This window comes from Campylobacter ureolyticus, assembly GCF_027277485.1.
In the GTDB taxonomy this organism is placed as follows: Bacteria; Campylobacterota; Campylobacteria; order Campylobacterales; family Campylobacteraceae; genus Campylobacter_B; species Campylobacter_B ureolyticus_B.
On sequence record NZ_JAPXGQ010000001.1, the window covers coordinates 83839 to 110462 of the forward strand.

The 26624-nt window shown below is 31.9% G+C and carries 28 protein-coding genes and 1 tRNA gene; 3 read left to right on the plus strand and 26 right to left on the minus strand.

All coding sequences use genetic code 11. The features are described from left to right. Window positions 1-2: 2 nt before the first annotated feature. The 9 genes from O6B72_RS00435 to O6B72_RS00475 form a co-directional block, all read right to left on the minus strand. Window positions 3-1217, minus strand: a complete 1215-nt coding sequence (locus O6B72_RS00435) for a beta-ketoacyl-ACP synthase II (RefSeq protein ID WP_258299033.1) — start codon at window positions 1215-1217, stop codon at window positions 3-5. Between the two features lie 23 nt (window positions 1218-1240). Next, window positions 1241-1468: an acyl carrier protein gene (gene acpP / locus O6B72_RS00440; RefSeq protein WP_024962628.1), complete on the minus strand. Its 228-nt coding sequence runs from the start codon at window positions 1466-1468 to the stop codon at window positions 1241-1243. Window positions 1469-1588: 120 nt separating this feature from the next. Next, on the minus strand, window positions 1589-2332 hold the full coding sequence (gene fabG / locus O6B72_RS00445; protein WP_156847104.1) for a 3-oxoacyl-ACP reductase FabG: 744 nt from the start codon (window positions 2330-2332) through the stop codon (window positions 1589-1591). Between the two features lie 120 nt (window positions 2333-2452). Continuing rightward, window positions 2453-3442, minus strand: a complete 990-nt coding sequence (locus O6B72_RS00450) for a beta-ketoacyl-ACP synthase III (protein WP_269491923.1) — start codon at window positions 3440-3442, stop codon at window positions 2453-2455. 13 nt (window positions 3443-3455) lie between these two features. Continuing rightward, entirely contained in the window at window positions 3456-4454 is a 999-nt protein-coding gene (plsX, locus tag O6B72_RS00455; RefSeq protein WP_269491924.1) for a phosphate acyltransferase PlsX, read from the minus strand. Next, window positions 4454-4600 carry a 50S ribosomal protein L32 gene (rpmF, locus tag O6B72_RS00460; protein WP_016646150.1) on the minus strand — a complete coding sequence of 49 codons (147 nt, stop codon included), beginning with the start codon at window positions 4598-4600 and terminating at the stop codon, window positions 4454-4456. The genes plsX and rpmF overlap by 1 nt, the downstream gene beginning before the upstream one ends. Window positions 4601-4621: 21 nt before the next feature. Continuing rightward, window positions 4622-4966: a DUF177 domain-containing protein gene (locus O6B72_RS00465; RefSeq protein WP_016646151.1), complete on the minus strand. Its 345-nt coding sequence runs from the start codon at window positions 4964-4966 to the stop codon at window positions 4622-4624. A gap of 4 nt (window positions 4967-4970) precedes the next feature. Continuing rightward, window positions 4971-5384: a nucleoside-diphosphate kinase gene (ndk, locus tag O6B72_RS00470; protein WP_018712599.1), complete on the minus strand. Its 414-nt coding sequence runs from the start codon at window positions 5382-5384 to the stop codon at window positions 4971-4973. A gap of 107 nt (window positions 5385-5491) precedes the next feature. Further along, entirely contained in the window at window positions 5492-5776 is a 285-nt protein-coding gene (locus tag O6B72_RS00475; protein ID WP_018712600.1) for a DUF362 domain-containing protein, read from the minus strand. Window positions 5777-5958: 182 nt separating this feature from the next. On the opposite strand from O6B72_RS00475, the gene O6B72_RS00480 reads away from it, so the two are divergent. Further along, a complete protein-coding gene (locus O6B72_RS00480) occupies window positions 5959-6555 on the plus strand; it encodes a peroxiredoxin (RefSeq protein ID WP_018712601.1) in 597 nt (198 codons plus the stop codon). 157 nt (window positions 6556-6712) lie between these two features. Then, window positions 6713-7717 carry a tRNA (adenosine(37)-N6)-threonylcarbamoyltransferase complex transferase subunit TsaD gene (gene tsaD / locus O6B72_RS00485; protein ID WP_269491925.1) on the plus strand — a complete coding sequence of 335 codons (1005 nt, stop codon included), beginning with the start codon at window positions 6713-6715 and terminating at the stop codon, window positions 7715-7717. A gap of 115 nt (window positions 7718-7832) precedes the next feature. Here tsaD and O6B72_RS00490 read toward each other — a convergent pair whose 3' ends face one another. The 3 genes from O6B72_RS00490 to O6B72_RS00500 form a co-directional block, all read right to left on the minus strand. Then, window positions 7833-8267, minus strand: a complete 435-nt coding sequence (locus O6B72_RS00490; RefSeq protein WP_269491926.1) for a c-type cytochrome — start codon at window positions 8265-8267, stop codon at window positions 7833-7835. Between the two features lie 115 nt (window positions 8268-8382). Further along, on the minus strand, window positions 8383-9171 hold the full coding sequence (locus O6B72_RS00495; RefSeq protein WP_269491928.1) for an OmpA family protein: 789 nt from the start codon (window positions 9169-9171) through the stop codon (window positions 8383-8385). 55 nt (window positions 9172-9226) lie between these two features. Continuing rightward, a complete protein-coding gene (locus O6B72_RS00500; protein ID WP_269491929.1) occupies window positions 9227-15103 on the minus strand; it encodes a YadA-like family protein in 5877 nt (1958 codons plus the stop codon). Between the two features lie 193 nt (window positions 15104-15296). Here O6B72_RS00500 and O6B72_RS00505 point away from each other — a divergent pair, with 193 nt between their 5' ends. Continuing rightward, window positions 15297-16022: a tetratricopeptide repeat protein gene (locus O6B72_RS00505; protein ID WP_269491930.1), complete on the plus strand. Its 726-nt coding sequence runs from the start codon at window positions 15297-15299 to the stop codon at window positions 16020-16022. Window positions 16023-16103: 81 nt separating this feature from the next. Here O6B72_RS00505 and O6B72_RS00510 read toward each other — a convergent pair whose 3' ends face one another. The 14 genes from O6B72_RS00510 to O6B72_RS00575 form a co-directional block, all read right to left on the minus strand. Further along, window positions 16104-17393, minus strand: a complete 1290-nt coding sequence (locus tag O6B72_RS00510; protein ID WP_269491960.1) for a hemolysin family protein — start codon at window positions 17391-17393, stop codon at window positions 16104-16106. Between the two features lie 93 nt (window positions 17394-17486). Then, a complete protein-coding gene (locus tag O6B72_RS00515; protein WP_050333429.1) occupies window positions 17487-18287 on the minus strand; it encodes a M48 family metallopeptidase in 801 nt (266 codons plus the stop codon). Window positions 18288-18289: 2 nt separating this feature from the next. Beyond that, the gene (locus O6B72_RS00520) at window positions 18290-19525 is read right to left on the minus strand and encodes a hypothetical protein (protein WP_269491931.1); all 1236 of its coding nucleotides are present in this window, start codon (window positions 19523-19525) and stop codon (window positions 18290-18292) included. Between the two features lie 9 nt (window positions 19526-19534). Next, window positions 19535-19774: an HP0495 family protein gene (locus tag O6B72_RS00525; RefSeq protein ID WP_269491406.1), complete on the minus strand. Its 240-nt coding sequence runs from the start codon at window positions 19772-19774 to the stop codon at window positions 19535-19537. Then, window positions 19761-20225: a cyclic pyranopterin monophosphate synthase MoaC gene (gene moaC / locus O6B72_RS00530; protein ID WP_156847115.1), complete on the minus strand. Its 465-nt coding sequence runs from the start codon at window positions 20223-20225 to the stop codon at window positions 19761-19763. The genes O6B72_RS00525 and moaC overlap by 14 nt, the downstream gene beginning before the upstream one ends. Window positions 20226-20486: 261 nt before the next feature. Further along, window positions 20487-20574: transfer RNA gene (locus tag O6B72_RS00535), tRNA-Ser, on the minus strand. Window positions 20575-20650: 76 nt separating this feature from the next. Continuing rightward, window positions 20651-20989, minus strand: a complete 339-nt coding sequence (locus O6B72_RS00540) for a hypothetical protein (RefSeq protein WP_269491187.1) — start codon at window positions 20987-20989, stop codon at window positions 20651-20653. Window positions 20990-21004: 15 nt separating this feature from the next. Then, entirely contained in the window at window positions 21005-22909 is a 1905-nt protein-coding gene (gene tkt / locus O6B72_RS00545; protein ID WP_269491932.1) for a transketolase, read from the minus strand. Window positions 22910-22911: 2 nt separating this feature from the next. Beyond that, the gene (locus tag O6B72_RS00550) at window positions 22912-23754 is read right to left on the minus strand and encodes a polyprenyl synthetase family protein (protein WP_269491933.1); all 843 of its coding nucleotides are present in this window, start codon (window positions 23752-23754) and stop codon (window positions 22912-22914) included. Between the two features lie 11 nt (window positions 23755-23765). Next, complete coding sequence (locus O6B72_RS00555; RefSeq protein WP_018713495.1) at window positions 23766-24095, minus strand: YbaB/EbfC family nucleoid-associated protein; 330 nt, start codon at window positions 24093-24095, stop codon at window positions 23766-23768. Window positions 24096-24104: 9 nt separating this feature from the next. Beyond that, window positions 24105-24452, minus strand: coding sequence for an aspartate 1-decarboxylase (gene panD / locus O6B72_RS00560; RefSeq protein ID WP_269491934.1), 348 nt, complete (start codon window positions 24450-24452; stop codon window positions 24105-24107). A 17-nt stretch (window positions 24453-24469) separates the two neighbouring features. Then, the gene (locus tag O6B72_RS00565; RefSeq protein WP_269491935.1) at window positions 24470-25756 is read right to left on the minus strand and encodes a UDP-N-acetylmuramoyl-L-alanyl-D-glutamate--2,6-diaminopimelate ligase; all 1287 of its coding nucleotides are present in this window, start codon (window positions 25754-25756) and stop codon (window positions 24470-24472) included. Beyond that, on the minus strand, window positions 25734-26288 hold the full coding sequence (locus O6B72_RS00570) for a hypothetical protein (RefSeq protein ID WP_269491936.1): 555 nt from the start codon (window positions 26286-26288) through the stop codon (window positions 25734-25736). Before O6B72_RS00570 ends, O6B72_RS00565 begins: the two co-directional genes overlap by 23 nt. Continuing rightward, window positions 26275-26550 carry a NifU family protein gene (locus O6B72_RS00575; protein ID WP_016646173.1) on the minus strand — a complete coding sequence of 92 codons (276 nt, stop codon included), beginning with the start codon at window positions 26548-26550 and terminating at the stop codon, window positions 26275-26277. The genes O6B72_RS00570 and O6B72_RS00575 overlap by 14 nt, the downstream gene beginning before the upstream one ends. Window positions 26551-26624: the final 74 nt, after the last annotated feature.

A 26624-nucleotide genomic window follows, 5' to 3' on the forward strand; every position in this document is an offset into this window, starting at 1 on the left:
TTTTATATCCTCCTAAAAATTACAGAACCGTTTGTCCCTCCAAAGCCAAAAGAATTACTCATAACTACTTTTAAATCAGCCTTTCTAGCTACATTTGGAACATAGTCTAAGTCGCACTCTTCATCTTTTTCAATCTGATTAATTGTAGGTGGGATAATTCCATTTTCCATAGCCATAATAGAAATAACTGCTTCAGTTGCACCAGCTGCACCTAAGCAGTGTCCTGTTTGACCTTTAGTTGAGCTAACTGCTGGAACATTATCTTTTCCAAAAAGTTCCTTTAAAGCATTTGTCTCATTTCTATCATTTATGGCTGTTGAGGTTCCGTGAGCGTTTATATAATCAATCTTTGGACTTCCTGCCATTTCGTAAGCTTTTTTCATAGCTCTTAAAGGACCTTCAAGTGTTGGAGAAGTTATGTGAAACGCATCACCACTTTCGCCAAAGCCAATTATTTCTGCATAAATTTTTGCACCTCTTTCTTTGGCCTCTTCATACTCTTCTAAAACAAGTGCAGCAGCACCCTCGCCCATCACAAAACCATTTCTACCTTTATCAAAAGGTCTTGAAGCAGTACTTGGGTCATCATTTCTTTCAGATAAAGCTTTCATTGCAGCAAATCCACCAATTCCAAGCTCGCAAATAGCAGATTCAGCACCAACAACAAGCATCTTTTTAGCCTCACCTATCATTATGCTTTTTGCACCTTCACAAATAGCATGAGTTGAAGCTGCACATGCAGTTACGCTTGATAAATTAGGACCTTTTAAACCGTGCGCAATTGACACCATTCCACCAAGCATATTAACAAGTGCTGATGGTATAAAAAAAGGAGAAATTCTTCTAGGGCCTCTTGTTGAGCACACAATAGCATTTTTTTCAATATTTGGAAGTCCACCTATACCAGAAGCTGAACTAACACCAAACTCATCACCATCAAAACTATCAAATTTGGCATCTTCCATAGCTTCAGCTGCGGCTTTTAAGCCAAGCTGGATAAATCTATCCATTTTCTTTACCTCTTTGCCGTCTTCTACAACGCTAAGAGGATCAAAGCCTTTAACTTCGGCAGCTATTTGAACAGGAAGTCTACTTGCATCAAATGAAGTTACTTTACCAACACCTGTTTTGCCATCACAAATAGCCTTAAAAGAGCTGTCTTTGTCAAGACCTAGTGCATTTATCATGCCTATACCTGTTACTACCACTCTTTTCAAAATATCTCCCTTAACAATAAAAATTAAAGTTTTTCTATATAATCAACTACATCTTTTATGCTAAGTAGTTTTTCAGCATCGCTATCTGGAATTTCAACATCAAATTTCTCTTCTAAAGCCATAATAAGCTCAACAACATCTAAGCTATCAGCACCTAAATCTTCTACGATTTTAGAATCAAGCTTTACAGCATCCGCATCTACACTAAGTTGTTCTACAACTACATCTCTTACATCTTCAAAAACTGCCATTTCAGCACTCCTTAATAAAAATATTTAATATTTTACAATATTTAAGCTTTTGTTTTAGTTAAAACAATTTTTAATTATATCATATTTAGCTTATATCATATATAAAATTATAAGCTTTTATTACATATATAATCCACCATTTACTTTTAAGACTTCTCCTGTAATATAGCCTGCATCATCGCTTAATAAAAAAGCAACTGCATTTGCTATATCTTTTGGATCTCCAAGTCTTTTAAGTGGAATTGCATTGATATATCCTTGTTTGATTTCATCGCTTAAAACATCTGTCATATCAGTAGCGATAAATCCAGGAGTTACACAATTAAAACGAATTCCTCTACTAGCTCCTTCTTTGGCAAAACTTTTACTCATAGCTATCATTCCACCTTTGCTAGCTGAGTAATTAACTTGACCAGCATTTCCCATCTCACCAACAATTGAAGCAATGTTTACAACTGAACCAAAGCGTTTTTTACTCATAACTTTTAAAGCTTCTTTACTTCCTATAAATGCAGATGTTAAATTTGCATTTATTACACTTGTAAAATCTTCAAGTTTCATTCTAATAGCTAGCTTATCATTTGTAATGCCTGCATTATTTACCAAATAGCTTAGCTCACCATCTGAGTCAATTATAGTTTTTATAGCCTCTATAAAATCATCTTCATTTGTTGCATCGAATTTAATAACCGCTGCTTTAAAGCCATTTTTGGTAATCTCTTCGCATAGAGCATCAGCAATTTCTGGCTTTGAGCGATAATTTATCCAAACTTTAAGACCTTTTGAAGCTAAAGTTTTAGCAATTTGGGCACCAATACCACGACTTGCTCCTGTAATTAAAACATTTTTACCGCTAAATTCCATACTAAATCCTTAATATTTAAATCAGCCGTAATTTTATAATAAAAAAGTAAATTTATAAATTGAATAGTTTAAATTAATTTTATTTAAAGAGTTTAATAGTTTAATTTTAGAAATTTTTAATTATTTGCCGCCAAATTTAATAAGAGCAGATCCCCAAGTAAATCCTCCACCAAAAGCATCAAGCAAAAGCAAATCTCCATTTTTTAAATTGTTATTTTCATAAGCATAATTTAATGCCATTGGAATAGAGGCAGAGCTGGTATTTCCAAATTTATCAACCGTTACAACGCACTGATTATCACTTAAATTAAGTCTATCTTTTACTGCATTTATTATTCTTAAATTTGCTTGATGAGGAACAAATAGGTTAATTTTTTCACTTGAAATTTTATTTTTTTCTAAAATTTTTAAAACATCATTTGTAAGAGTATTAATGGCTGTTTTAAAAACTTCATTGCCTTTCATGTGAATAAATTGCAAGTTATTTTCAAGAACAAATTTAGAAGTAGGATTTTTTGATCCACATCCTGGAGTTATAAGCAAATCACCCTTACTTCCATCACTTGAAGTGTGTGTGTCTATAATGTAGTTTTCATCCTTGCTTTCTGAAATAATAGCCGCACCTGCACCATCGCCAAATAAAACACAAGTCGTTCTATCATTCCAATTAACAATTGAGCTAAGCTTTTCAGCTCCAATTATTAAAATATTTTTTTTAAGCCCGCTTTCAACCATGCTTTTTGCTATTTCGATTAAATAGATAAATCCACTACAAGCAGCACTTATATCAAATGCCATAATATCATTGATGCCTAAAAGATCAGCTATCCTACATGCAGTTGATGGCATGCAAAGATAATCAGGCGAAATAGTAGCACAAATAATACAATCAATATCATCTATGGTCAAATTTGCTCTTTTTATAGCAAGTTTTGCAGCTTTATATCCTAAATCACTCGTAACTTCATCTTTGGCTATATGTCTAGTTTTGATGCCAGTTCTTTTTGTAATCCAATCATCACTTGTTTCTACCATTTTTTCTAAGTCTTGATTTGTTAAAATATATTCAGGCGCATAGGCTGCAATAGATATCATAGATGCTTTTTTCATTTATCTTATAACCTTATTTATCTTTTTTAAACTTTTCAAGTTCATTTACAACATCGCAAGTAATGTCTGATTTTGCAAAATCAATTGCTTGAAAGATAGCATTTTTAATAGCTTTTGATGAACTTTTTCCATGGCTTATGATAACGCACTTTTTAATGCCTAAAAGTGGTGCTCCACCATACTCTGCATAATCAGTTTGTTTTTTGATATTTTTAAATCCAGACTTTAAAAGAAGCCCCCCAAGTTTTGCCAAAAATGAGTTTTTAATTTCATTTTTTATAAGCTTACTTATAGCAGTTGCTACACCTTCGCTTGTTTTTAAAACGATATTTCCAACAAACCCATCGCAAACAACAACATCAACCGAGCCATCAAAAATTTGAGCCCCTTCGACATTTCCAATAAAAGAATCTAATCTTTTTAAAAGTTTAAAGGCTCCTTTTGTTGGTTCGTCACCTTTGCTTTCTTCTTCTCCGTTTGATAAAATTCCTATTTTAGGATTTTTTATATCCATAATATTTCTTGCATAAGCAAGTCCCAAAACCCCAAATTGAAAAATATGCTCTGCTTTGCAATCAACATTTGCCCCAACATCAAGCAAAAGAGTTTTGCTTCCTTCTTTGCTACAAGGCATAAATGTAGCAATACCTGGTCTTAAAACTCCACTTAACCTACCAATTTTAAGAGTTGCCAAACTCATAGTTGCGCCGCTATGTCCAGCAGATACAATAGCTTCACAAACTCCATCTTTTACCAACTCAATAGCTTTGTAGATGCTTGTATTTGGTTTTTTAAAAGCACTTGTAGCTTCCTCTTTCATGGTTAGAATTTCATCAGCTTGAACAAATCTAACTTTATCCATAAACTCATTAGGGATAAATTCCTTTATGGCCTTTTCATCACCTACTAAGAAAGGTTCAAATTCCCTTTGTTTTAAGGCTTCTACAACACCTTTTACAATAGGCTCACAGCCAAAATCCCCACCCATAGCATCTACTGCTATCTTTATCATTAGTATTCGCCGGTTGTTTTATTTGCGCGGTGTGGTATTTTCCAGCTACCGTCTTTATCTTTTACAGGAATAGGAAGTTTTACACTATAGTGTGTTCTTCTTTTCGCTGCTCTAGTTTTACTAACGCGTCTTTTTGGAACTGCCATTTTTTCTCCTTTATAAATTTATTACTGTTTTGAGCACTCATCACAGTAAAAATAGCCACTTTTAAAAGATTCAACTTCGCTTTGAATAACTTCATCAAAGTCTATTTTACCGTCAAAAAACTCTATAACATTATCAAGTGTTTGCAAGTTATAAACTCCGTTGCTTAAAATTATATCTACATTTTCATCTAAGCTTAAAGTGATATCTTTGCCACATCTATTGCAAATATATGGAATCTCTCCAAAAATATGTGCGTTTAAATTTATAACTTTGTCACTAACTTTTTCTAAACTTCCTTTTAAATTTACACCATTATAAGAAGTTTCTACAAAAGAAATTTTTTGATTTAAAAAATCTATTTTCAATTTTTTAGCAAATCTCTCTTTGCGCGAAGAAAAATGCTATTTCTGTTTTTGCATTTTCCAAGCTATCACTTCCATGAACTGCATTTGCATCAATGCTTTCAGCAAAATCAGCTCTAATTGTTCCTTTTGCTGCTTCTTTTGGGTTTGTTGCTCCCATAAGCTCTCTATTTTTAGCAACTGCATCATTGCCTTCTAAAACCATAACAACAACAGGACCACTTACCATAAAATCAACTAACTCACCAAAAAAAGGTCTTTCTTTATGAACTGCATAAAATGCTTTTGCATCACATTTGCTAAGTTTAACTTTTTTCATAGCAGCAATTCTTAATCCATTTGATTCAAATCTATCAATTATTTTTCCAATAACGCCTTTTTTTACAGCATCAGGTTTTATTATAGATAGTGTTCTTTGCATAAATTCTCCTTAAAAATAGTACAAATTATATGAAATTTATAAAGTTGTGATAATATCTAAAATTTGATTAAAAAAAGTTTAAGCCCAAAATGAATTGGGCCTAGTGATTAATCTACCACAGCTACGCTGTCATCTCTTTGATCGTTTGGAATTTCTTCTCTGTATGGTTGACCATCAACAACTTCACTCCAAACAATACATCCATCAGTTGGACACGCATCTGCACAAGCTGGTGAGTCATTATGACCTACGCACTCAACACATTTATCAGCATAAACATAATAAATATCTTCTCCATTTGGGTTATCGCTATCATCTACAATAGCCTCAACTGGGCACTCATCTATACATGAACCACAGCTTATACAGGTATCAGTAATCTTAACTGCCATTTTTTCTCCTTTATCGATAATTTTAAAAGTTGATAATATCATAATTTGAATTAATAAAAAGTAAAATTTACTTTGAAATTTATAAAAAAAATAATGAATTTATTACTTTAAGATAAATTTAGATTTGATTAACTCAAATGCTTTATAATATTGCGAACAAAAATTAATTAAGAGGAGAAAAGATGCTAGTAACAAAAAAAGCACCTGATTTTACAGCTACAGCTGTATTAGGAAATAACACAATAGTTGGAGATTTTAATCTCTATAAAAATTTAGGTAAAAACGGCGCGGTAGTTTTTTTCTACCCAAAAGATTTTACATTTGTTTGCCCTAGTGAAATAATTGCTTTTGATCACAGATATAATGATTTTAAAGAAAGAGGAATTGAGGTTATTGGAATTAGCACTGATAATGAGTTTTCTCATCTTGCTTGGAAAAACACTCCAGTAAATAAAGGTGGAATCGGAAATATCAAATATCCTTTAGTGTCAGATATCACAAAGCAAATTTCAAGAGATTTTGATGTACTTTATGCTGATGCAGTTGCACTTAGAGGTTCATTTTTACTTGATAAAGATGGCACTGTAAGACACATGGTTTTAAACGATGATGCACTTGGTAGAAACATAGATGAGATGCTAAGAATGGTTGATACTATGTTATTTACAAATGAGCACGGAGTTGTTTGTCCAGCTGGCTGGAACAAAGGCCAAGAAGGTATGAAAGCAAATCCTGATGGTGTTGCTGATTATCTAGGCAAAAACGCAGATAAACTATAATCTCAATGGGGAGTTTTCCCCATTTTTTTAAAACTAAAAAACTTCTAAATTCTTACTATTTTTATAAAATTTTATTTACAAATTTTAAATTTTTATCTATTTTTATAGTTATTATGGTTAAAATAGATTGATTTTAAAATGAAATTTAAGGCGAAAAATGGAAAAAAACTTAATTCTTGGCATAGAAAGTAGTTGTGATGATAGCTCAATTGCTTTAATAGATATAAAAACCTATAATTGCATAGAATATCTAAAAATATCTCAAGAAAAAGAGCATTGCGAGTTTGGTGGAGTTGTGCCTGAACTTGCAGCAAGGCTTCACACAGCTGCACTTCCTAAACTACTTGAAAAAATAAAAAATCATTTTGATAATATCGCTGCCATTGCAGTTACTAATATGCCAGGTCTTAGTGTGAGTTTGGTTGGTGGTGTAAGTATGGCAAAGGCTTTAAGTGTGTCTTTAAACATTCCATTAATTGAAGTAAATCATCTTTTAGGACATATTTACTCACTTTTTTTAGACTGCGAGGCTAAATTTCCACTTGGAGTTTTGCTAGTTAGTGGCGGACACACAATGGTTTTAGATATAGATAAAGATAAAAATATAAAAATAGTAGCAAAAACCGGAGATGATAGCTTTGGTGAGAGCTTTGATAAAGTAGCTAAAATGATGAATTTAGGCTATCCTGGTGGCGTAGTAATAGAAAATTTAGCAAAAAACGGTACGAGCAAATATAACTTTACAATACCACTTTTACATGATAAAAGAGTAGAATACAGCTTTTCAGGACTTAAAAATCAAGTAAGATTAGCCATAGAAGAGTGTGGGGATTTGAGTCAAACCGATAAAGAGAATATAGCTTTTTCATTTCAAAAAGCAGCTATTTCACATATAATGGATAAATTAAGTAAAATTTATGAAGTTAAAAAATGGAAAAATTTTGGTGTTGTTGGGGGAGCTAGTGCAAATTTAGTTTTAAGACAAAATTTAGAAAATTTATGCAGCAAATTTAATGCAAACCTTTTAACCGCACCTCTTAAATACTGCTCAGATAATGCTTTAATGATAGCAAGAATTGGAGTAGAAAAGTATAAAATGGGTAAATTTATAAGCTACCAAAATTTAGAAATAAAACCTAAAATTGATAAGCTTTGCTTATGAAATTTTAAAACATCCAAAAAATGCAATAAATTAAATTTTAAATTTAGCGACTAAAACATTAAAACTAATTTATTGCAGTATCTAAAAAAGACTTAGCTATCAAATAAAGTATTGATTAAAGCGTAGGTATAAATTTAGCTAATGCATTTATCTCATCATCACTTAACTCGCTTGCCGTTCTGTGCATTGTGGCTTTTAGATTTCCACCATAATTTATATCGTTTTTATATCCCATAAGATCTGCTTTTATCTGATTTTCATCAAGCTCATTTATAATTTTACTGGCTTTTAAAGCGCTTTTTTCACCATATCTACCATGACAAGATGCACACTTAAAATCAAAATATTCATCAACACTTTTGCCGTTAAAAATATTTATATTTTTAGTGATTTTTTCATTAGTTTGTGAAGTTTTAACTGTATTTTTTACTTCATTGTCTTTTACTTCATTTTCGGTTTTTGCGTCTTGAGTTTTTTCATCAGTTTTTTTACTATCATTTGAGCATCCTAATAAAAAAAATGAGATAAAACAGGCCAAAATAAATCTCATCATAAATCCTTTTTAAAAAAATTTATGAAATTATACCAAAAATTTATGAAATTATAAAAATTATTAATTAGTTACTTTTTTAAAGAAAAGCCCAAAATTTTTGGGCTTTTATAGATTAATATGTTATGATATCAACATTTACGCGTCTATTTGGTGCAAGACACTCAATAAGTTTATTTTTAACAAGACTTGAGTCACACTCTTTAACAGGCTCGCTTTCACCAGCTCCTTTAGTTGTGATTTTGCTACTTAATATTCCGTTTTTAACAAATTCACTTTTAACTGAATTTGCTCTTTTTTGCGAAAGGATAAGATTTGATTTATCACTTCCAATTAAGTCTGTATGACCTACAACAAAAATAGTTTTTATGTTTTCTTTACCAAATTTATTTACTAAATTTGAAATTTCATTTTTTCCATTTTGACTTAAATTAGCACTTGCAAACTTAAATAAAAAATCACTTGATAGCTCAATGCTTTGTGTTTTTTTGTTTTTATTTACAAAGTCCTCGCACTCCTTAGTGTTCCAAAACAAACTAGCTGCTTTATATGTATCAAAGTCATAAACTACTTTATACTGACAAATCATATCTTTATCGCCAGCTTTTTCTTTAAGATTAAAAAGATAGTCCCACTCAACTACATACGCAAATCCAGCTGGAAAATGTGGAACTCCGATAAGTTTTCTTATCTCGTCTTTACTCATTCCAACTTCGATTTTTCTTATATTTTCCAAATTTACACCCAAAGCTTTATTGTAAATGCTTTTTTCTGGTTTTGGAAAAGTAACTTCATCTTTTGTCATTATGCCATTTCTTGGCACTTTTGTACTTGTTTTTGTAGTACAACCTTGTAAGAAAAGCATCCCCACAACTGCTAAAACTACTAAAAAAATTTTTTTCATATTTTTATCCTTTTTATAATATCAAAAAAGAAAGAGCATAAGCTCCTTCTTTTAATTAAAAATGAAATCCTACAGATAAAGCAGCTCCTGCTTTTTCTTGTGAATCATAACTTGCGCTACCTTTAAATACCCATTTTCCACTATCGCTCATTTTTGATAAGCCTATCGCCATAGCTGACTCACCATCATAAAAGCCACTTCCTAAACTAACCATTCCCTTTCCTGGGATTGTTGCTTGTGGAAGATTTCCTACTGCTAGAGCTGAAGCTGTTCCAGCACTAGCATCTTTTTTATACTCGCCAAGCTTTCCATAAACATCGTTTAATCCAGCTCTTAGTTGTCCCATAGTAGCAGCATCTGAGTCCAGAACACCAGGGGCAACATTGCTTATAGTTCTTTGAGTTACTGTACCATCTTTATTTAACCCACCAACAGATACTGTGTTTGGTCTTTCAACTACTTTTCCATTTGACACAACTTTTGTATTTGAACCAGCACCAATAGCAACTGAGTTTACACCTTTTGCTTCTGCTGGAATGTTATTATCTACAATTTCACCATTTTTGTCAAATTTACGATTATCTGCTGCTATCCACTGAGCACTTTGACTAACTCTTTGAACTGCTTTTAGTTGAGCAACATTTACTGCATCTGAGTCCTCTGTACCAGCTGCAACACCTGTAATTTGACGAGAGGCTATAAGTTTTTCTCCATCAAATTCCCCAACCGAAACAACTCCTAAGCTTCCTTTTGATGTTTCTTTTATAGCTTTTTCTTGCTCAGCAGTTGCACCAGTAGGTATATAGCCTTTTAAATTTGTTGTTCTGTTTGCAACTGAACCACTTCCAAGAGCTACACCACCAGCAACACTTGTTATAGAATTTGTTCCTATAGAAACTGCATTTTCGGCGTTATTGCTCACTTTTGCTTGCATTCCTATAGCTACACCACCTTTAGAATCTGCGCTTGAGTCATGCTCATCTAATTTACCTGTTCCCTTGGCTTGACCATCATTAACATGGAAAAATCTTGTTCCTTGGGTGTTAATATTTTTGATAGAATTTACTATCATATCAATAGCCCCAGCTCCATCAGCAACTACTTGTTTTTGACCAGAAGCTGAATTTGTAACTAAATCTTTTTTGATTTTATCTAAATCTATTGTTTTGTTTCCATTAGCATCATCTTTAATATATGTATTTCCTATAATATTATTGATATTGGTTGAAACATTGACTATCTTTCCATCAACAGTTGCAAGATCACCGATAGTAGCAGCGTTATGTTTATACTTTTCCTTTTCAGAATCACTTAATTCTTTATAATCGGCTATGGTACCATCTTTTCCATTTTTACCTAAACCATCCAAGCCACTCTTTAATCCAGTGATTTGCTTATCATTCATAGCAATACCATCTGCTGTTATGCTAGGTCCTTTTGTTCCATCAACTTGGGTAATTGTCAAACCATCATTTCCAAGTCTTGTCTTAATTTCGCCATCTTTTCCAAGATTAATCTCATCGTTCAAGGCTACTTTTACTTCGCCGTTTTTAACTGAAGTTGTGATATTTTTACCATCTCCGTTGATATTAAGAGTTTCGGTTTTTAAATTTACACTTCCTTTAGTGCTTTTATCTCCTTCTATATTTAAATTAACACTACCAACTTGGGTATTAATTTGTTTTACAGCTTCTTTAAGGTCTTTATTTGTAACTACATTTGTATCTGCGTCTTTATTCTTTCCATTATCAAATGTGTATATTTCATCTCCAGCATTAATTACTAAATTGCCACCTTTTTCAGTAGTGATTGAGTTGATGTTTTTAAGATCTTTTGATAAGCCTACAACAATATTATTGCCATTTATATTTGTCATAATGTTTTTGCCACTATCAAAGTTAGCCCAATCGGTATTTGCAGTAGCACCTTTAATTGAAATTTGTGTACCAAGTTTTGCAGTGTGTTCACTACCTGCGTTGGCATTGAATTTTAGACCTTTATCGGTTAGGCTTGTGCTGATAGTATCAGTATAGTTTTTAACTGCATCAGCTTGAACTAACTTAGTTCCACCATTAGCAATATCATCTGTTCCTACATTTTCACCAAGTTTTGATTTTTTATCTTCTTTATCTTTTATGTTATCACCATCTATTTTTAAATAATTTTCATCTAGACCTTTAGTAGCTAACTCTTTAACTTTGGTTTCATTGAGCGATAAAGTAAATTTACCGTTTTCAGCTTTTGTAGTAATACCTGAATTAGCACCACCTACAACACTAAGACCATCTTTAAGTGTTACTTCGCCATTTCCACTATCACCTGTTATAGCAAATTTTGAATCACCTACAACTTTGGTTACTTTAGTAGTCAAATCTTTATTTGTAATAACACTTGTATCTACTAAATTTGTATCTCCAAATGTGTATTGCTTATTATCTCCAGCATTAATTGTTAAAGTGCCTTTGTCCTCAGTAGTGATTGAGTTGATGTTTTTAAGATCTTTTGATAAGCCTACAACAATATTATTGCCATTTATATTTGTCATAATGTTTTTGCCACTATCAAAGTTAGCCCAATCGGTATTTGCAGTAGCACCTTTAATTGAAATTTGTGTACCAAGTTTTGCAGTGTGTTCACTACCTGCGTTGGCATTGAATTTTAGACCTTTATCTGCAAATGATTTTAGTTGAGCGACATTGACTGCATCAGTGTCTTTAGTTCCTGCTGCAAGATTTGTGATTTGGCGAGTAAAAGGCTCTACTGGATCTGAATTTTCATCAAGTCCATCTATTTCAGAGCCAACTGATATAGCACCTTTTGTATTCGCAACTGTTTTTGCAACAGCTTCATTATCACCCAAATAAACTTCTTTTTTTGTAGTATCATCAAGAGCTTTTGTAGTTGCTTGTGAGTATAGTCCTAAAGCTACAGAGTCATCTTCTAGTGCTTTTGATCTGTACCCTAAAGCTAGTGATTGTTTTCCATTAGCTTCTGACCTAGCTCCAATAGCTGTGGAATAATCTTTGTTTGCTTTACTACTATATCCTACTGCTGTTGATAGACTACCATCAGCTCTTGCCTCAGCACCTAGTGCTGTGGATCTAATTTTCTTAGCCTCTGCCCCTCTTCCAATGGCTGTTGCATCTTCTTCTAAAGCTATTGCTTGATGTCCTAAAGCTACTGATTGAAATCCTAAAGCTTCTGCTTTTGCTCCTATTGCTACGCTTCTTGAATGTCTTTTTCTACTATCATTTTCCTGATAGCCAGTTGCTTTAGCACCTTGACCTATAGCTATAGCACCGGTTCCATTAGTATCTGCATTTTGTCCAATAGATATGGCTCCTTGGGAGCGAGTTATTGTATTTGTACCAAGGGCTATTGCATAATCACCTGTTACCTTTGAATTTACACCTATAGCTATAGAACCATCGCCATTTTGTCCTCTAGCACCATTATCGGCTTTAGTTGCTACTGCCTTTTCTCCAATGGCTATGGAGCTAACACCTTTTGCGCCATCATTATTATAGTTTGAGCCAGTATCCTTATTAGATGAGTTTATGCTTACATAATGAATTTTTGAATTTTCTAATTTTTCATTTATATCAACTGTTTTAGCATAGTCATCTAAATTTACATTAACTTTATATATAGTTTTTCCAGGTGTAGTGGTAGAATCAGTATCAACTGTTGTGTTTTTTCCTTTTTCTACTACAACAGATTCTTGAGCTAGCTTTTTAATTTTAGTATCACTTATGCCAAGTTTTTCTTTCCATACATCAGCATATGTTTCATTAGCTGTATTGCCTGTTTTATTGCTTAAATTTTTTGCATCTAAATCGGCTTTTGCTTTTAACTGAGCGACATTGACTGCATCAGCGTCTTCTGTTCCTGCTGCGACATTTGTGATTTGGCGAGTAAAAGGATTTACTTTATTTCCTTTTGCATCAAGTCCTTCTATTGTAGAGCCAACAGAAATAGCACCTTTTGTGTTTACGACTGTTTTTGCAACAGCCTCATTATCACCCAAATAAACATCTTTTTTTGTAGTATCATCAAGAGCTTCTCTGTTTGCTTTTGAGTATGAGCCAAGGGCTACAGCATCTGTTACTTTCTCGTCACTTATACCACTTCCAAAACCAATAGCAACACCATTTTCTGAATTTACAAGTATGCCACTACCTAAAGCTATTGACCTTACTCCATTTGCTGAAGTTGCTGTATAGTATGTAAGCTTAGATTGCTCATCGTAGCTGTAATTATAAGCTGAGCCTATAGCTATGGCGCCATTTGCACTAGCTCTTGTGGCGGTTCCTATAGTAATGGTGTCATTTAAGGCATCATCTTCTCCATATACCTTAGCAGGATTGTGAACATATTGATTTCCAATAGCTATATTTCTATTGCCTTTGGTGATTTCGTTCTCACCACTACCTTGTTGATCTTTTAGGTTTCTAGCGCCATCGCCTAAGAAAATATTTTGAGAACCTTGATGCTTAAAACCTGCATCTGAGCCTAAATAAAGATTTCCATCTCCTTTTGAGCCTTTTCCTGCATCTTGTCCGATATATACAGCTCCCCAATTTTCCACACTTTGAGGGTCTAGTACATCTGAATCTTTTCCAGCGTTTCTACCTATAAAGATAGATCCATTGCCATTTCTAAGACTAGTTTTACCGGCACTTTCGCCGATAGATACTACATTTTGAGATTTTGCTTGAGCGTTTGGTCCGATAGCTATAGCATTTTCGCTTTTTGCGCCGTCATTATAATAGTTATCTTTGATAGTTGATGATTTTATACTTACATAATGAGTTTTTGAATTTTCTAATTTTTCGTTTAATTGTCCTAAATTTACAGCTTCATCATCATAAATTGCTCTAGCGACATTGCCAAGGCGAATATTTCCATCTTTGTTATCTCCGACTTTTCTACCATTTGGTATTTTGCCATTTGTTTTATCAGCTTGTTTGTATATTTGTGGAGTTGTGTTTATACCGTCTTTTCCGACCAGGCTAAGACGCTCCGGTTTGCTCAACATAAATTCATCGCCTATTTTTGTTCCTAATGGAAATTCAACTTTTGCGAATACAGTTTCTGATTTTATTTTATAATAACCATCTATCATTTCAGGATTACCAATACCATCCTTATCTTTTGGATTAGTTGTTGGTATTCCTGCTAAATAATTCCAAGTGGCAAAACCGAACTCGCCATTTTCCTTTTTTCCATAGTATAGTTTTCTACCCTCTTTTATTAAAGGAGATGTTTCCGCATGATTATGCATATACCATTTTTTTTCTTGCGCGTCATATTGAACAACTTCTCTATCAAGATTTAACAAGGGATCAAACTTTCCTTCGGCTTTATACTCTCCGAAAGTCTTACCACGCCAATTACCATTGCCATCCTTGACCACTTCAAAGAAAATAAAGTCTTTTTCTGTCAGTTGGCTTTTATCTTTTAGTAATGATCCTGTCGGTATAACAAAATGTCTTCCACCTATTTCTACTACACCATTACTATCAATTCTATCTATAATGGACTTATCAAATCTGCCTTTAAATCCTATACTTCCATCAGGATTTACAACCTTTTCCATTCTATAGCCGTCATTGCCAGTATAAACTGTTGTGCCGTTATTTTGAATTTTTGCTATTTCTTGAAGGCCCTCTATTTCTTGTTTACTTGGAGCAGCTTTCAGATCACCTACAAACACTCCGCAAAATAGAGTTGCTGCAAATAGCCCTTTTAGTAAAAAGCCATTATTTAAAACAACTGAATTTCTTAAATCAAAAAAGTTTTTTAAAACCTCAACTTTAGTTTTTGCTGATACTGTGCCACTTCCTTTACTTGAGCTCACACATGAAGCATTTTCAGCTATGGCTACCCAACCAATGCCATCTTTATAGACATGTCTATAAGCTTTGTTCATATCCTATCCTTTTTGTATGAATTTCTTGCCATTCTACCAAAAAATTATTGTTATATAGCTTAAATATTAATAAATTTATAGAATTTATGTAATGATATTTTAAAATAAAATTAAGAATAGTGTGATGTTTAAAACTAAAAATAACATTAAGGTAAATTTGATATAATTTTGGCTTAATAAAAAAAGGTGAATTATGAAAAAAATAGTTTTGATTTTAGTGATGCTTTTATCTGCTTTTGGAAATATACTAAATGAGGCTGATAAGGCGTATGCTAAAAAAGAGTATAAAACTGCAATTAAGCTTTTGCAAAATGCGTGCGATAAAAATATGGCAGTTGGATGCCATAACTTAGCTTTAATGTATCTAAATGGCAATGGAGTGGAGATAAACTTAGAAAAAAGTGCTCTGTTTTTTCAAAAAGCTTGTGATAAAAAAATAGTCCAAAGTTGTCAAAATTTAGGACTTTTGTATGAAAAAGGACTTGGAGTAGAACAAAACTACTTTAAAGCACTTGAAATGTATAAAAAATCTTGTAATGATAAAAAATTAGTTGGGTGTGAGAATTTGGCTTATATGTATGAAAATGGTCTTGGAGTAAGACAGGACTTTAAAAAAGCTAATGAAATTTATACAAAAATGTGTGATAAAAACAATTCAAAAGGGTGTTATAGGCTATATGAAATTTATATGGAAGCAAAATTTATCGAAAAAGATACTAATAAAGCAATAGAGTTTTTAGAAAAATCTTGTCTTGGTGGAAAAAGTGATGCTTGTAGGGAAATGGGCGTTATATATACAGAAGGCGTTTTTATAAAACAAAATTTTGCAGAGGCAAAGGAGTATTTTGGAAAAGCGTGTGATTTAGAAGATATGAAAGGTTGTGAAAGTTATAAGCTACTAAATGAAAGTGGGTTTTAATAAAAACTTTTAAATGTTTTATTAAAACAGCGTTAAACCACTTTTAAATATCTTTTTTTACAAATTTAATAAAAAATATTTTTACTCTTCATCATCTTTATTTTTTTCTTTTTTAATTGCTTTTAGTGTTTGGATGATGTTTCCATCCATTTTTAAAACTTCGTAGATGAAATTTTCATCTTCTGTTTTATCGCCTGCTTTTGGAAGTCTTCCAATTAGGTTAAAAACATATCCACCAATTGTGATCTCTTCTATATCATCATCAAAATCAACACCGGTAATTTCTTCAAAATCTTCTATCTCATAAGTTCCAACAAGCTCATAAATTCCATCTTTTATAGATTTAAATTTAACTTCACTTTCATCGTGCTCGTCGTTGATATCGCCTAAAACTTCTTCAATGATATCTTCCATTGTGATAAGTCCTGATGTTCCGCCGTACTCATCTATAACTAGGGCTGCGGAAATTCTTTCTTTATTCATCATTGATAGTATTGAGGCGATTGATGAGTTTTCAGGGACTATTAAAATTTTTCTAACTATTTTGTTGAAGTCTTTTTTATCGCTTTGTAAAATATCTCTTATATGAATCATCCCTAAAACACTATCTTTACTTCCATCGATATATGGAAATCGTGTGTATTTTGAATCAATAACTTTTTTATAGTTTTCTTCATAGCTTTTTTGAGCATTCAAACAAACCATCTGTTTTCGTGGCGTCATAATTTCTTTTGCAACAGTATCACTAAAATCAACTGCATTTTTAATAATTTGTGTTTCGATAGAATCTAAAACTCCACCTTTTAGACTTTCTGCAACTATTATTTTTATTTCTTCTTCTGAGTGAGCTATCTCGCTTTCTCCAGCTGGTCTTATGCCAATAAGCTTTAAAATTCCTCCAGCTAAAAAATCAAATACTGTAATAAATGGTTTAAATATCACCCAAAAAGCATGAAGAGGCTTTGCTACAAAAAGCACTGATTTTTCAGGTGTTGCTATAGCTACTGACTTTGGAACAAGCTCTCCTAAGACAACATGCAAAAGAGTAATAAAAGTAAATGATATGATAAATGAAACTGAGTGAATGACTGTGGCATTAGCCTCAAAAATAGAATTTATAGGTTTTTCTATAAGCATCGCAACTGCTGGTTCGCCTATCCAACCAAGCGCAAGTGAGCTTATAGTAATGCCAAGCTGTGTTGCACTAAGATAAGAATCAAGCGAATTTGTTATCTCGTAAGCCATTTTGGCATTTTTAACACCATCTTTGCTAAGCTCTTCAAGTTTGCTTTTTCTTATCTTAACAATAGCAAACTCAGATAGCACAAAAAATGCATTTAAAAGCACAAATACAAAAGCTAAAATTAACATTAAACCCGAACTGTCCGTGTCCAAAAGTGTTCCTTTAAATTTATAATGAATAAAAAGCGATTATACCAAAGTTTAGTAAATCGCTTTTTATTTTTAAATCTTTTTAGAGTTCTCGTAAAGTGGCATTACTTTTTGAGCAATTTTAGTTAAATTTGCTATTCTATTATCATGTGATGGGTGAGTTGATAAAAACTCTAAAGGTTGTTTTTGGCTTAGACTTTTCATTTTTTTCCACACGTTAATAGCGGCATTTGGGTTATAACCGGCTCTTGCCATAAGTTCAGTTCCCATATTATCAGCTTCTGTTTCTTGCTCTCTTGAAAATGGAAGTGATACTGCATAAGTTGCTGCCATATTTGCCAAATTTGCTATTTCATTACTTCCAGTAAGAGCTCCAACTGCAAAAATTCCTATATTTTTTGCATAATCACGACTTGCCTTTTCACGACTATGCTCTCTTAAAGCGTGTGACATTTCATGTCCAATAACAGCTGCAAGCTCAGCATCACTTAACTTAAGCTTTTCGATAATGCCTGTATAAACAGCAATTCTTCCACCTGGCATACACCAAGCATTTACTGTATTTTCTTTTATAACATTTACTTGCCAATCCCAGTTTTTTGCATCAGTTCTAAAAACTCCAACTTCTTTTATAAGTCTTTTTGAGATGTTAGTAACTCTTTTTGTTTGGATTGGATCTGTGTTTAAAGTCCTACTAGCTTTTGCTTTTTTTAAAGTACTTGTATATGCAAGTGCGGCACCTTGATCCATTTCTTTTGCACTTACTAAAAGCATTTGTGATCTTGCAACTCCAACTACCCCTGGATTTGTAGTGGTAGCGCAACCTGTTATTAAAAATAATGTTGTAAAAATCGCGGTTAAAATTTTATTCATCACTATTCCTTTGGCTTTAGTTTATTTTCTTCTATTTTTTCTTTTGTAGCCGTATAGGCACGGTTTGAAATTTCTTTAGTTTCATCACTATTTTTTTCAGCTTTTTTACTTTTAAATTTTCCAAAAAACTTTTTTTCTAGTTCATCGATATCTTTTTTTAAGCTTGAAAGCTTGTCATATAGTTCAAAATCATCTATAAATTTAGAACTTTTTGCGGTGATTTCTTTTTTTATATCATCAAATTTATTAATGGCAAGTTTGCTAAATTCTTTATAATTTTGACTAATTGTACTATCTTCAAATTTTGATTTTATCTGAGAAATCATATCACTTGATAGCTTTTTCATCTTAACGATATAGTTATCATACTCTTTTTTTAATATCTCATTAAGAACTTCTTGTGCTGGGTTTTGGGTAGTCGCAGCTAAATTTTTTACTACCAAAACAAACTCTTCTTCCAAATTTGAAAGCTCGTTTTCTAAAATTTGAGCTTTTTGGCTTAGCTCATCAGGTGCAAATTTAAACTCATTTTGAAATTTTTCCATGGATTTTATAATGCCATCATTTACACCTAAAACCGCACCTTTTAAAAGATCTTTTGCATAAATTTTGCTAATATTTGCAACATTTATAGCACGTAATATTATCGTTTTTGAAATTTCTAAAATTCTATATCTTTGAAACTCGCCCTCATTTATGCTTTTATAAGTTAAATTTTTACAAAACTCATATGAGCCTTCAAAAATATCACTTTTTGACTCAATTATGCTTAAAAATACATTTTCACTTATTTCTTTTATAATATCTTTTAAATCGACAGCATCGATTAAGGCTTCATTTATAGCTGATAAAATTTCATTTTTATTTGAGATGTCTTTTGACTTAACCTCATCTTCGATATTTTTCAAATCACTATAAATTTGCTCTCTAAGCTCTTTGCTTTGAAGACCTATGTTTTTTTTAAGCCTTTCAACTTCGTATAAAAGATCATAAATTTCATCTTCTTGTTTTTTATTAAGAGTTTTTTTAAGAGCATAAATTACGCTTTTTACTCTTTCTTTATTTAGTAAATTCTCATCTTTAAGAGCATTTATAAACTCAAAAAAAAGCTCGTTTTTGTTAATTTCTTTTTTATTTTTTAAAATTTCACTAACACTATCACAAACGCTGTTATAAATAATCCCATTTAAATTTTTATTTTCTAAATTTTGTTTTAAAACTTCTTTAAATTTTTCCATAATTAACCTTTATAATACAAATTTTGAAATTTTGCTTAATTTTTGAAAAATTTCATCTCTTTCTTGCTTGGAATTTACCATTAAGCTAACTTTGTAGCTCTTTAAATTAGCTGTTTTATTTGATGGCGAAATATCGGCATCAAGTCCTTCTAAAGCCTTTTTGATAATTTTTTCATCACCATTTAAAATAACCCTATAACTCCATAAAGTTGGATATGAAATTTCAGGACTTTTTTTAAGATCGCACATACTCGCCACTTTTTCCTCCACTTTTATTTAAAAGCATAATCTCATCTATAACCATAGCTTTATCAATAGCTTTTACCATATCATATATCGTTAAAAGTCCTACGCTAACGCCGGTTAGTGCTTCCATTTCAACGCCTGTTTTTCCAGTTATTTTAACAGTAACAAAAAGCTTAAAAGCATTTTTAAGTTCTTCAATATCAACTTTTACCGAACTTATTAAAAGTGGGTGACACATCGGTATAAGTTCGCTTGTTTTTTTAGTCCCCATTATAGCAGCTACAACAGCAGTTTGAAGAACAGGCCCTTTTTTAGCGGTATTTTCCTTAATTGCTCTAAAAGCTTCTTCGCTCATTCTTATAATACCGCTTGCTTTTGCAATCCTTAAAGTTTCATTTTTCAAACTTACATCAACCATTTTTGGCTGATTGTTTTCATCTAAATGTGTAAGCATAAATTTCCTTTTTTAAATTAAACGAATTTTAGCTAAATTTGCTAAATAAATAAAATATTTTGTGTTTTTGGGGTGAATTATTTTAAAAATTTGAAAGTTTAGGGTGCTTAGAAGCACCCATTTTCTACAAAAAGGAGGTTTTTATCTTGTTGGACAAGGAAATAATACACTTTTGTGATAAATTAGATATTAACTTTTTTTAAATACAAATTAACAAGACAAAATTAGTCTTATTTAATTTTATGATTTTATTTTAATATATGGCGGGCAGAAAGGGATTCGAACCCTTGGTAAGTTGCCCTACACACGCGTTCCAGGCGTGCTCCTTCAACCACTCGGACATCTACCCAAATAAATTTAAAAATTAAAACCTTGATTTTAACATAAATTTTATTTTTATGCTAATCTCAAGGTTTAAAGCTTACCTAATCAAGCCACATGTGATCAGTTACTTTTAATTTTATCTCTTTGTTTTGATTTTTTAAAATAGCAACTTTGTCTTTTAAGCAAATACTTATGTTATTTTTATTAGCTAGGCAAATGTCAGTTTTAGATGGCTTTTTAAACAAAGAAAAAGCATCACCTTTATCATCTTTTAAATACGCACTTTCCCAACTATCAAATGTTGCAAGTTCAAATTTAGATGAGTTTTCATCTTTTAAAATAACTCTTTGAGTTATTCCAAGAGGTTCATGTTTTGCAAAATGTGCACAGCCTGATAAAAACAAAACTCCAAAAATAACCGATACTACATTTTTTATCATTTTATAAGCCTTTATTTATAGTAAACTTTCAGCAATTTTTGCTACATTTGTATCACTAAAACCAAAATACTTAAACAAATCCCCAGCTTTACCACTTTCACCAAAGGTTTGCATACCCAAAACCTCATCTGCAAATTTATACCATTCTAAGCCACTTGCTGCTTCAACAGCTAAAACTTTTCCTCTTAAAATTCTATCTAAATAGCTTTTTTCTTGCTTACATAAAATTTCAAAACAAGGCACACTTACAACATTGGTTTTTATATCTTTGCTTTCGAGTAAATTTGCTGCCTTTAAGCAAAGCTCTACCTCGCTTCCACTTGCAATTAAAGTAATTTTTGCATCACTACTTTCTTTTATTAGATATCCGCCATTTTTAGGCTCTCCAAAAACTGGCTTTGGAAGTGGCTCTAAACCTTGTCTTGATAAGACAAAAGCTGAAGGCGCATCTAGACTTAAAGCTATTTGCCAGCATTTTACATTTTCATTTCCATCTGCTGGGCGGAAAGTGTAAAAACCAGGCATAGCTCTAAAAGTGCTAAGTTGCTCGATTGGTTGATGAGTTGGGCCATCTTCGCCAACGCCAATACTATCGTGAGTAAATATAAAAAAATGCTTTAATTTCATTAAAGCCGCCATTCTAGCTGAGTTTTTAAGATAATCACTAAATATAAAAAATGTAGCTGAAAATGGTACAAAAAGACCATATCTTGCAATAGCGTTATTAATAGCCGCCATTGCATGCTCTCTAATACCAAAGTGGATATTTTTTCCATCTGGGAAAGTTCCTGCATCATTTAGCGTTGTTTTATTTGACGGGGCAAGATCTGCACTTCCTCCTAAAAATGATGGGACTGCTTTTGAGATGGCATTTATAATTTTACCGTTACTATCTCTTGTTGCAAGTTTTTGCCCACTAAAATCAGGATATTCAACTTTGCTAAAATCAGGATTTAAAAGTGAGTTTAAAAGCTCTTTTTTTTCACTTGTTAAACTTTCTAAACTTTTTTTCCATAATGCCTCTTCTAAATCACCTTTTTCAACTGCTGCTCTTGTTTGAAATAAGACATCTTCACCAACAAAAAAATGTTTATCTGGGTCAAATCCAGCCTCTATTTTTGCTCTTTGTATTAACTCCTCACCAAGTGGAGCACCGTGAGATTTGGAAGTGTTTTCAAGCTCTAAAGCACCTTTTGCAATTTTTGTATTTGCTATGATTAAATATGGCTTTGTTTTATTTTTAGCCTCACTTAGGGCAAATTCAATCTGAGTAAAGTCATGCCCATCGATTCTAGCAACTTCAAAACCTTGCGCTTCAAATCTTGCTTTTACATCCTCACTCCACGCTAAATTTGTACTTCCCTCAATTGTGATGTTGTTTGAGTCATAAATTATGACTAAATTATCAAGCTTGTGAAATCCTGCTAAAGCACATGCTTCATAACTAATACCCTCTTCTAAATCCCCGTCCCCACAAAAACAATAAACTTTATGATTAATTACTTTTGTTTTTTCATCATTTAATAAATTTGCAGCGTATTTACTAGCAAGCGCAAAGCCAACTGCATTTGCAATGCCTTGTCCAAGTGGTCCTGTTGCTATCTCAACTCCATTTGTAGTAATTTCAGGGTGGCCTGGGGTGCGTGAGTGAAGTTGTCTAAAATTTTTAAGATCATCAAGACTTAAATCATATCCACTTAAATATAAATAGCTATAAACTAAAGCACTAGCATGTCCACCTGAAAAAACAAGCCTATCTCTATTTAGCCATTTTGGATTTTTTGGGTTGTGCTTTATAAATTTCATTAACACGCTCATAATGTCGCTAAGCCCCATAGGAGCACCAGGATGTCCTGAGTTTGCTTTTTGAACCATATCGGCACTTAAAAACTTAATCGTATTTGAAATTTTTGTATTCATAACTATCCTTTTAGGTATTTTTGTATTAAAAAATTTAATAATTCTTTGATTTTTAAATCATCTACTTGATTTAAAATTTTATTTGCTAAATCATCTCTAAATTCTCTTGATTTAGCAACTCCAAGCAAATTTACAAATGAGTTTTTAACCTCATCGTGATTTGTTGGCTTTCCGGCTTCTTCTTCAGTCTTAACAGCATCTATTATGTCATCATTAATTTGAAATAAAAGACCTAAATCAACTCCTATTTTATAAAACTCATCACATTTTTCATCATCTAAACCAGCAATTATTGCTCCCATTTTAAAGCTTGCTGCTATTAATGCTCCGGTTTTATGGTTGTGTAAAAAAATAAGCTCATCAAGATCTAGTTTCTTTTTTTCAAAATAGCAATCAAGTGCTTGCCCTAAAACCATATCACAGGCACTTTTTGATAAAGTTTGAGAGCATTTTACTTTTATTGTGTCATTTAAATTTGCATTTGAAATTTCATAAAAAGCTTGTGAGTTTAGAGCATCTCCAACCAATAAAGCTGTAACTTCGTCAAATTTTTTATGAGTTGTAATAACGCCACGTCTTAAATCAGAATCATCCATAATAGGCAAATCATCATGAATTAGTGAGTAAGTATGTATCATCTCAATTGCTAAAGCAACTCTAAATGCATCTTTTAATTTTTCCTCATTTAAAGCTTTTACAACACCTAAAATAAGCTGTGAACGAAAATATTTCCCGCCATTTGAAAGCATATAATTAAGTGCTTTTTCATAGTATGGATGATAGCTTTTTGCTTTGATTAAATTTGATTTTAAAAAATTTTCAAATTCATTTTTTAAGCCGCTCATCACAAGCTCATTCACGAATTTTCTCCACCTAAATTTCCAAATCCACCAAAGCCACCAAGCATCTTAGAAGCTAGGTTTTTTTTCTCATTTTCTATAAGTTTTACAGCATCATTCATAGCTGAAATAAGTAAAATTTGAAGGCTTTCTTTATCTTCAAATAATTCATCATCGATATTTAAATCAAGAATTTCACCTTTTCCATTTATCTTGATCTCAACCATTCCACCGCCACTTTTTACGCTAAATTCTTTATTGTCATTTTCAGCTTCAATTTCTTTTGCTTTTTTTTGCATCTCTTCAACTAAAGAGCCCATTTTTGAAAAATCAATTCCCTCAAACATACTTTTCCTTTAATTAATTATTTCATTTTGTGAGTTTACTTGCACGATTGTTGGCTTATGTGTATTTGCCTCTTCATCACTCATCAAAGCATAACTTACAATTATTACAATATCTCCAACACATACTTTTCTAGCTGCAGCTCCATTTAAGCAAATTTCGCCTTTTTTAGAACCTTTTATGATATAGGTTGCAAATCTTTCGCCATTATTAACATCTAAAATTTCAACTTTTTGAAATTCTTTTAAATTAGCAGCTTTTATCAAATTTTCATCAATTGTAATTGATCCAACATAGTTTAAGTTTGCATCTGTTACAGTTGCTCTGTGAATTTTACTTTGTAACATTTGTATTTGCATATTTTACCTTTTTATTACTATTTGATTTTTAAAATTTCTTTTACTACAAGCTCATCTGAAAATGGATGTTTTACACCATTTATCTCTTGATAAGTCTCATCACCTTTTCCTAAAATTACAACCATTTCACCATTTTTGGCTAAATCTAGAGCTTTTTTTATAGCTTTTTTTCTATCAGGCTCAACGATAGCGCGCTCTTTATTTTCCATGCCTTTTAAAATATCATCTATGATGTCATTTGGATTTTCACTTCTTGGATTGTCACTTGTAACAATGTAAATTTTTGCAAAATGCTCTACCATGGCTCCCATTAAAGGGCGTTTTGTATGATCTCTGTCTCCGCCTGCTCCAAAAACCACTATAAGCTCATTGTTTTTTAAAGCGTTTAAAACTTTTTCAATTCCATCAGGTGTGTGAGCAAAATCAACTATAACTTTTGGATTATCATTAACAACCTCGACTCTGCCTTTTACACCTGCAAAATTTGATAAAGCTTTTGAAATTTCATCTAAACTTTTCTTAGTTAAAATCTCAACAGCACTAAAAGCAGCAAGTAGGTTGTAAAGGTTAAACTCACCAACCAAATCACTTGAAATTTTTACTTCTTCTTTTGGTGTTTTTATAACAGCTTCTATGCCATCTTTTATGGAGTATGCCAAAATACTAAAAGTTGCTGGAGATTTTAGAGCATAAGTATAGGCATTTTTATAATTAAATTTTATATGAGAATCATCTTTATTAATCAGTTTTGGGGTCTCATCAGCAAAAAAACTACTTTTTACTCTTGCATATTCATCCATAGTTTTGTGATAATCAAGATGATCAACTGATAAATTTGTAAAAATTTTAAGAGCAAATTTTAAATCTTCGATTCTATTTTGGGCAATTGCATGAGAGCTTACCTCCATAACAAAAAAATCACATTTTTGCTTTGTGGCAGTAAGTAAATAGCTTAATGTTTTCATAGGTGAGCTTGTTGTAAGGCCTTTTTCATCAACCATTTTTTCATTTACAAACGCTCCTCTTGTGCCACTTAAAAATACACTATATCCCAAATCAAGTAACATTGAATAAATTGCAGCGGCGGTTGTAGTTTTACCGTTTGTACCTGTAATGCCCACTATTTTAATATTTTCATCAACATTTAAAAGTTTTTTTGCTTCTTTTAAGGTTATTAAATTTGCACCTTTTGCTTTTGCATCTTCCCAAAATTTAGCATTAAAATCACACTTTAAAAAGTAGCAATTTTTAATGCATTCGTTTGAATTATCTGTAATAAAATTATTTTTTAGATCTATTTTCATAATCTTTTATCTTCTGTGCTATAAATTTGGCTTTTGGATATGCTGAGCCATTAATCTGTAAAAAGCTTTCAAAATATTCAACACCTGTGCTCTCAAGCCCATTATCAAGTAAATGTTCTATAAAGTCCAAAAAACTTTGAGTATTTTGAATAATAAGCTTAGTTGATACCATAACGCCTTCCAAGCCATCTTTAAAATTAACTTTTTTTAAAACTATATTTTTAAACTCATCATAAGTTACAGCATCTTCTGATTTTATAATATTATCAATACTATCTTCAAAAGAGGTGTGCTCTATCTCATCAAAAATTGAGTTTAACTCTTCTAGGTTAAGCTCATCTTTTGAAAACATATAAAAATCAAATAGCATACGCGCTTCTTTATTTTGACTCTTTGCAAGTTCGCATAAATTTATTAAAAAGTATATTTCTTCTTTGTTTGTTTTATTAATAGCAAGTGAGAAGTAGAGTTTTGCATTTTCAAAATCTAAAGCTTTGAAAGCACTGTATCCTAAATCTTTATAATTTATCAATATTAAAATCCTCGCCAATTGGTATATTTACTACGCTTAAATCTGGATGAATGTCGATTTTAAGCTGTCTTTCTATAGCATACTTTAGTGTTTGATCGCTTGCTGGACAGCCGTGGCAATGTCCTGTAAGTCTTACATATACGACTCCATTTTTAATACCTAAAAGTTTTAGCCCTCCACCATCTCTTTCAAGCATTGGAGTAACAACTTGTAAGCTTTCTAAAACAGGGTCAATTAACTCTTCATCACTAAATGGAAGCATTTCATATCCTTAAGTTTTTTAACCATTTTAGCGTAAATTTGATAAATTATAAATTTAAATTTTGTAAATGAGCT

Bases quoted from the DNA above. Each gene is read 5' to 3' on its own strand.
- acpP (WP_024962628.1), bottom strand. From the start codon at position 1,468: ATGGCAGTTTTTGAAGATGTAAGAGATGTAGTTGTAGAACAACTTAGT.
- fabG (WP_156847104.1), bottom strand. From the start codon at position 2,332: ATGGAATTTAGCGGTAAAAATGTTTTAATTACAGGAGCAAGTCGTGGT.
- O6B72_RS00450 (WP_269491923.1), bottom strand. From the start codon at position 3,442: ATGAAAAAAGCATCTATGATATCTATTGCAGCCTATGCGCCTGAATAT.
- plsX (WP_269491924.1), bottom strand. From the start codon at position 4,454: ATGATAAAGATAGCAGTAGATGCTATGGGTGGGGATTTTGGCTGTGAG.
- rpmF (WP_016646150.1), bottom strand. From the start codon at position 4,600: ATGGCAGTTCCAAAAAGACGCGTTAGTAAAACTAGAGCAGCGAAAAGA.
- ndk (WP_018712599.1), bottom strand. From the start codon at position 5,384: ATGCAAAGAACACTATCTATAATAAAACCTGATGCTGTAAAAAAAGGC.
- O6B72_RS00475 (WP_018712600.1), bottom strand. From the start codon at position 5,776: ATGGCAGTTAAGATTACTGATACCTGTATAAGCTGTGGTTCATGTATA.
- O6B72_RS00480 (WP_018712601.1), top strand. From the start codon at position 5,959: ATGCTAGTAACAAAAAAAGCACCTGATTTTACAGCTACAGCTGTATTA.
- tsaD (WP_269491925.1), top strand. From the start codon at position 6,713: ATGGAAAAAAACTTAATTCTTGGCATAGAAAGTAGTTGTGATGATAGC.
- O6B72_RS00490 (WP_269491926.1), bottom strand. From the start codon at position 8,267: ATGAGATTTATTTTGGCCTGTTTTATCTCATTTTTTTTATTAGGATGC.
- O6B72_RS00495 (WP_269491928.1), bottom strand. From the start codon at position 9,171: ATGAAAAAAATTTTTTTAGTAGTTTTAGCAGTTGTGGGGATGCTTTTC.
- O6B72_RS00500 (WP_269491929.1), bottom strand. From the start codon at position 15,103: ATGAACAAAGCTTATAGACATGTCTATAAAGATGGCATTGGTTGGGTA.
- O6B72_RS00505 (WP_269491930.1), top strand. From the start codon at position 15,297: ATGAAAAAAATAGTTTTGATTTTAGTGATGCTTTTATCTGCTTTTGGA.
- O6B72_RS00510 (WP_269491960.1), bottom strand. From the start codon at position 17,393: ATGTTAATTTTAGCTTTTGTATTTGTGCTTTTAAATGCATTTTTTGTG.
- O6B72_RS00515 (WP_050333429.1), bottom strand. From the start codon at position 18,287: ATGAATAAAATTTTAACCGCGATTTTTACAACATTATTTTTAATAACA.
- O6B72_RS00520 (WP_269491931.1), bottom strand. From the start codon at position 19,525: ATGGAAAAATTTAAAGAAGTTTTAAAACAAAATTTAGAAAATAAAAAT.
- O6B72_RS00525 (WP_269491406.1), bottom strand. From the start codon at position 19,774: ATGTGCGATCTTAAAAAAAGTCCTGAAATTTCATATCCAACTTTATGG.
- moaC (WP_156847115.1), bottom strand. From the start codon at position 20,225: ATGCTTACACATTTAGATGAAAACAATCAGCCAAAAATGGTTGATGTA.
- O6B72_RS00540 (WP_269491187.1), bottom strand. From the start codon at position 20,989: ATGATAAAAAATGTAGTATCGGTTATTTTTGGAGTTTTGTTTTTATCA.
- tkt (WP_269491932.1), bottom strand. From the start codon at position 22,909: ATGAATACAAAAATTTCAAATACGATTAAGTTTTTAAGTGCCGATATG.
- O6B72_RS00550 (WP_269491933.1), bottom strand. From the start codon at position 23,754: ATGAGCGGCTTAAAAAATGAATTTGAAAATTTTTTAAAATCAAATTTA.
- O6B72_RS00555 (WP_018713495.1), bottom strand. From the start codon at position 24,095: ATGTTTGAGGGAATTGATTTTTCAAAAATGGGCTCTTTAGTTGAAGAG.
- panD (WP_269491934.1), bottom strand. From the start codon at position 24,452: ATGCAAATACAAATGTTACAAAGTAAAATTCACAGAGCAACTGTAACA.
- O6B72_RS00565 (WP_269491935.1), bottom strand. From the start codon at position 25,756: ATGAAAATAGATCTAAAAAATAATTTTATTACAGATAATTCAAACGAA.
- O6B72_RS00575 (WP_016646173.1), bottom strand. From the start codon at position 26,550: ATGCTTCCATTTAGTGATGAAGAGTTAATTGACCCTGTTTTAGAAAGC.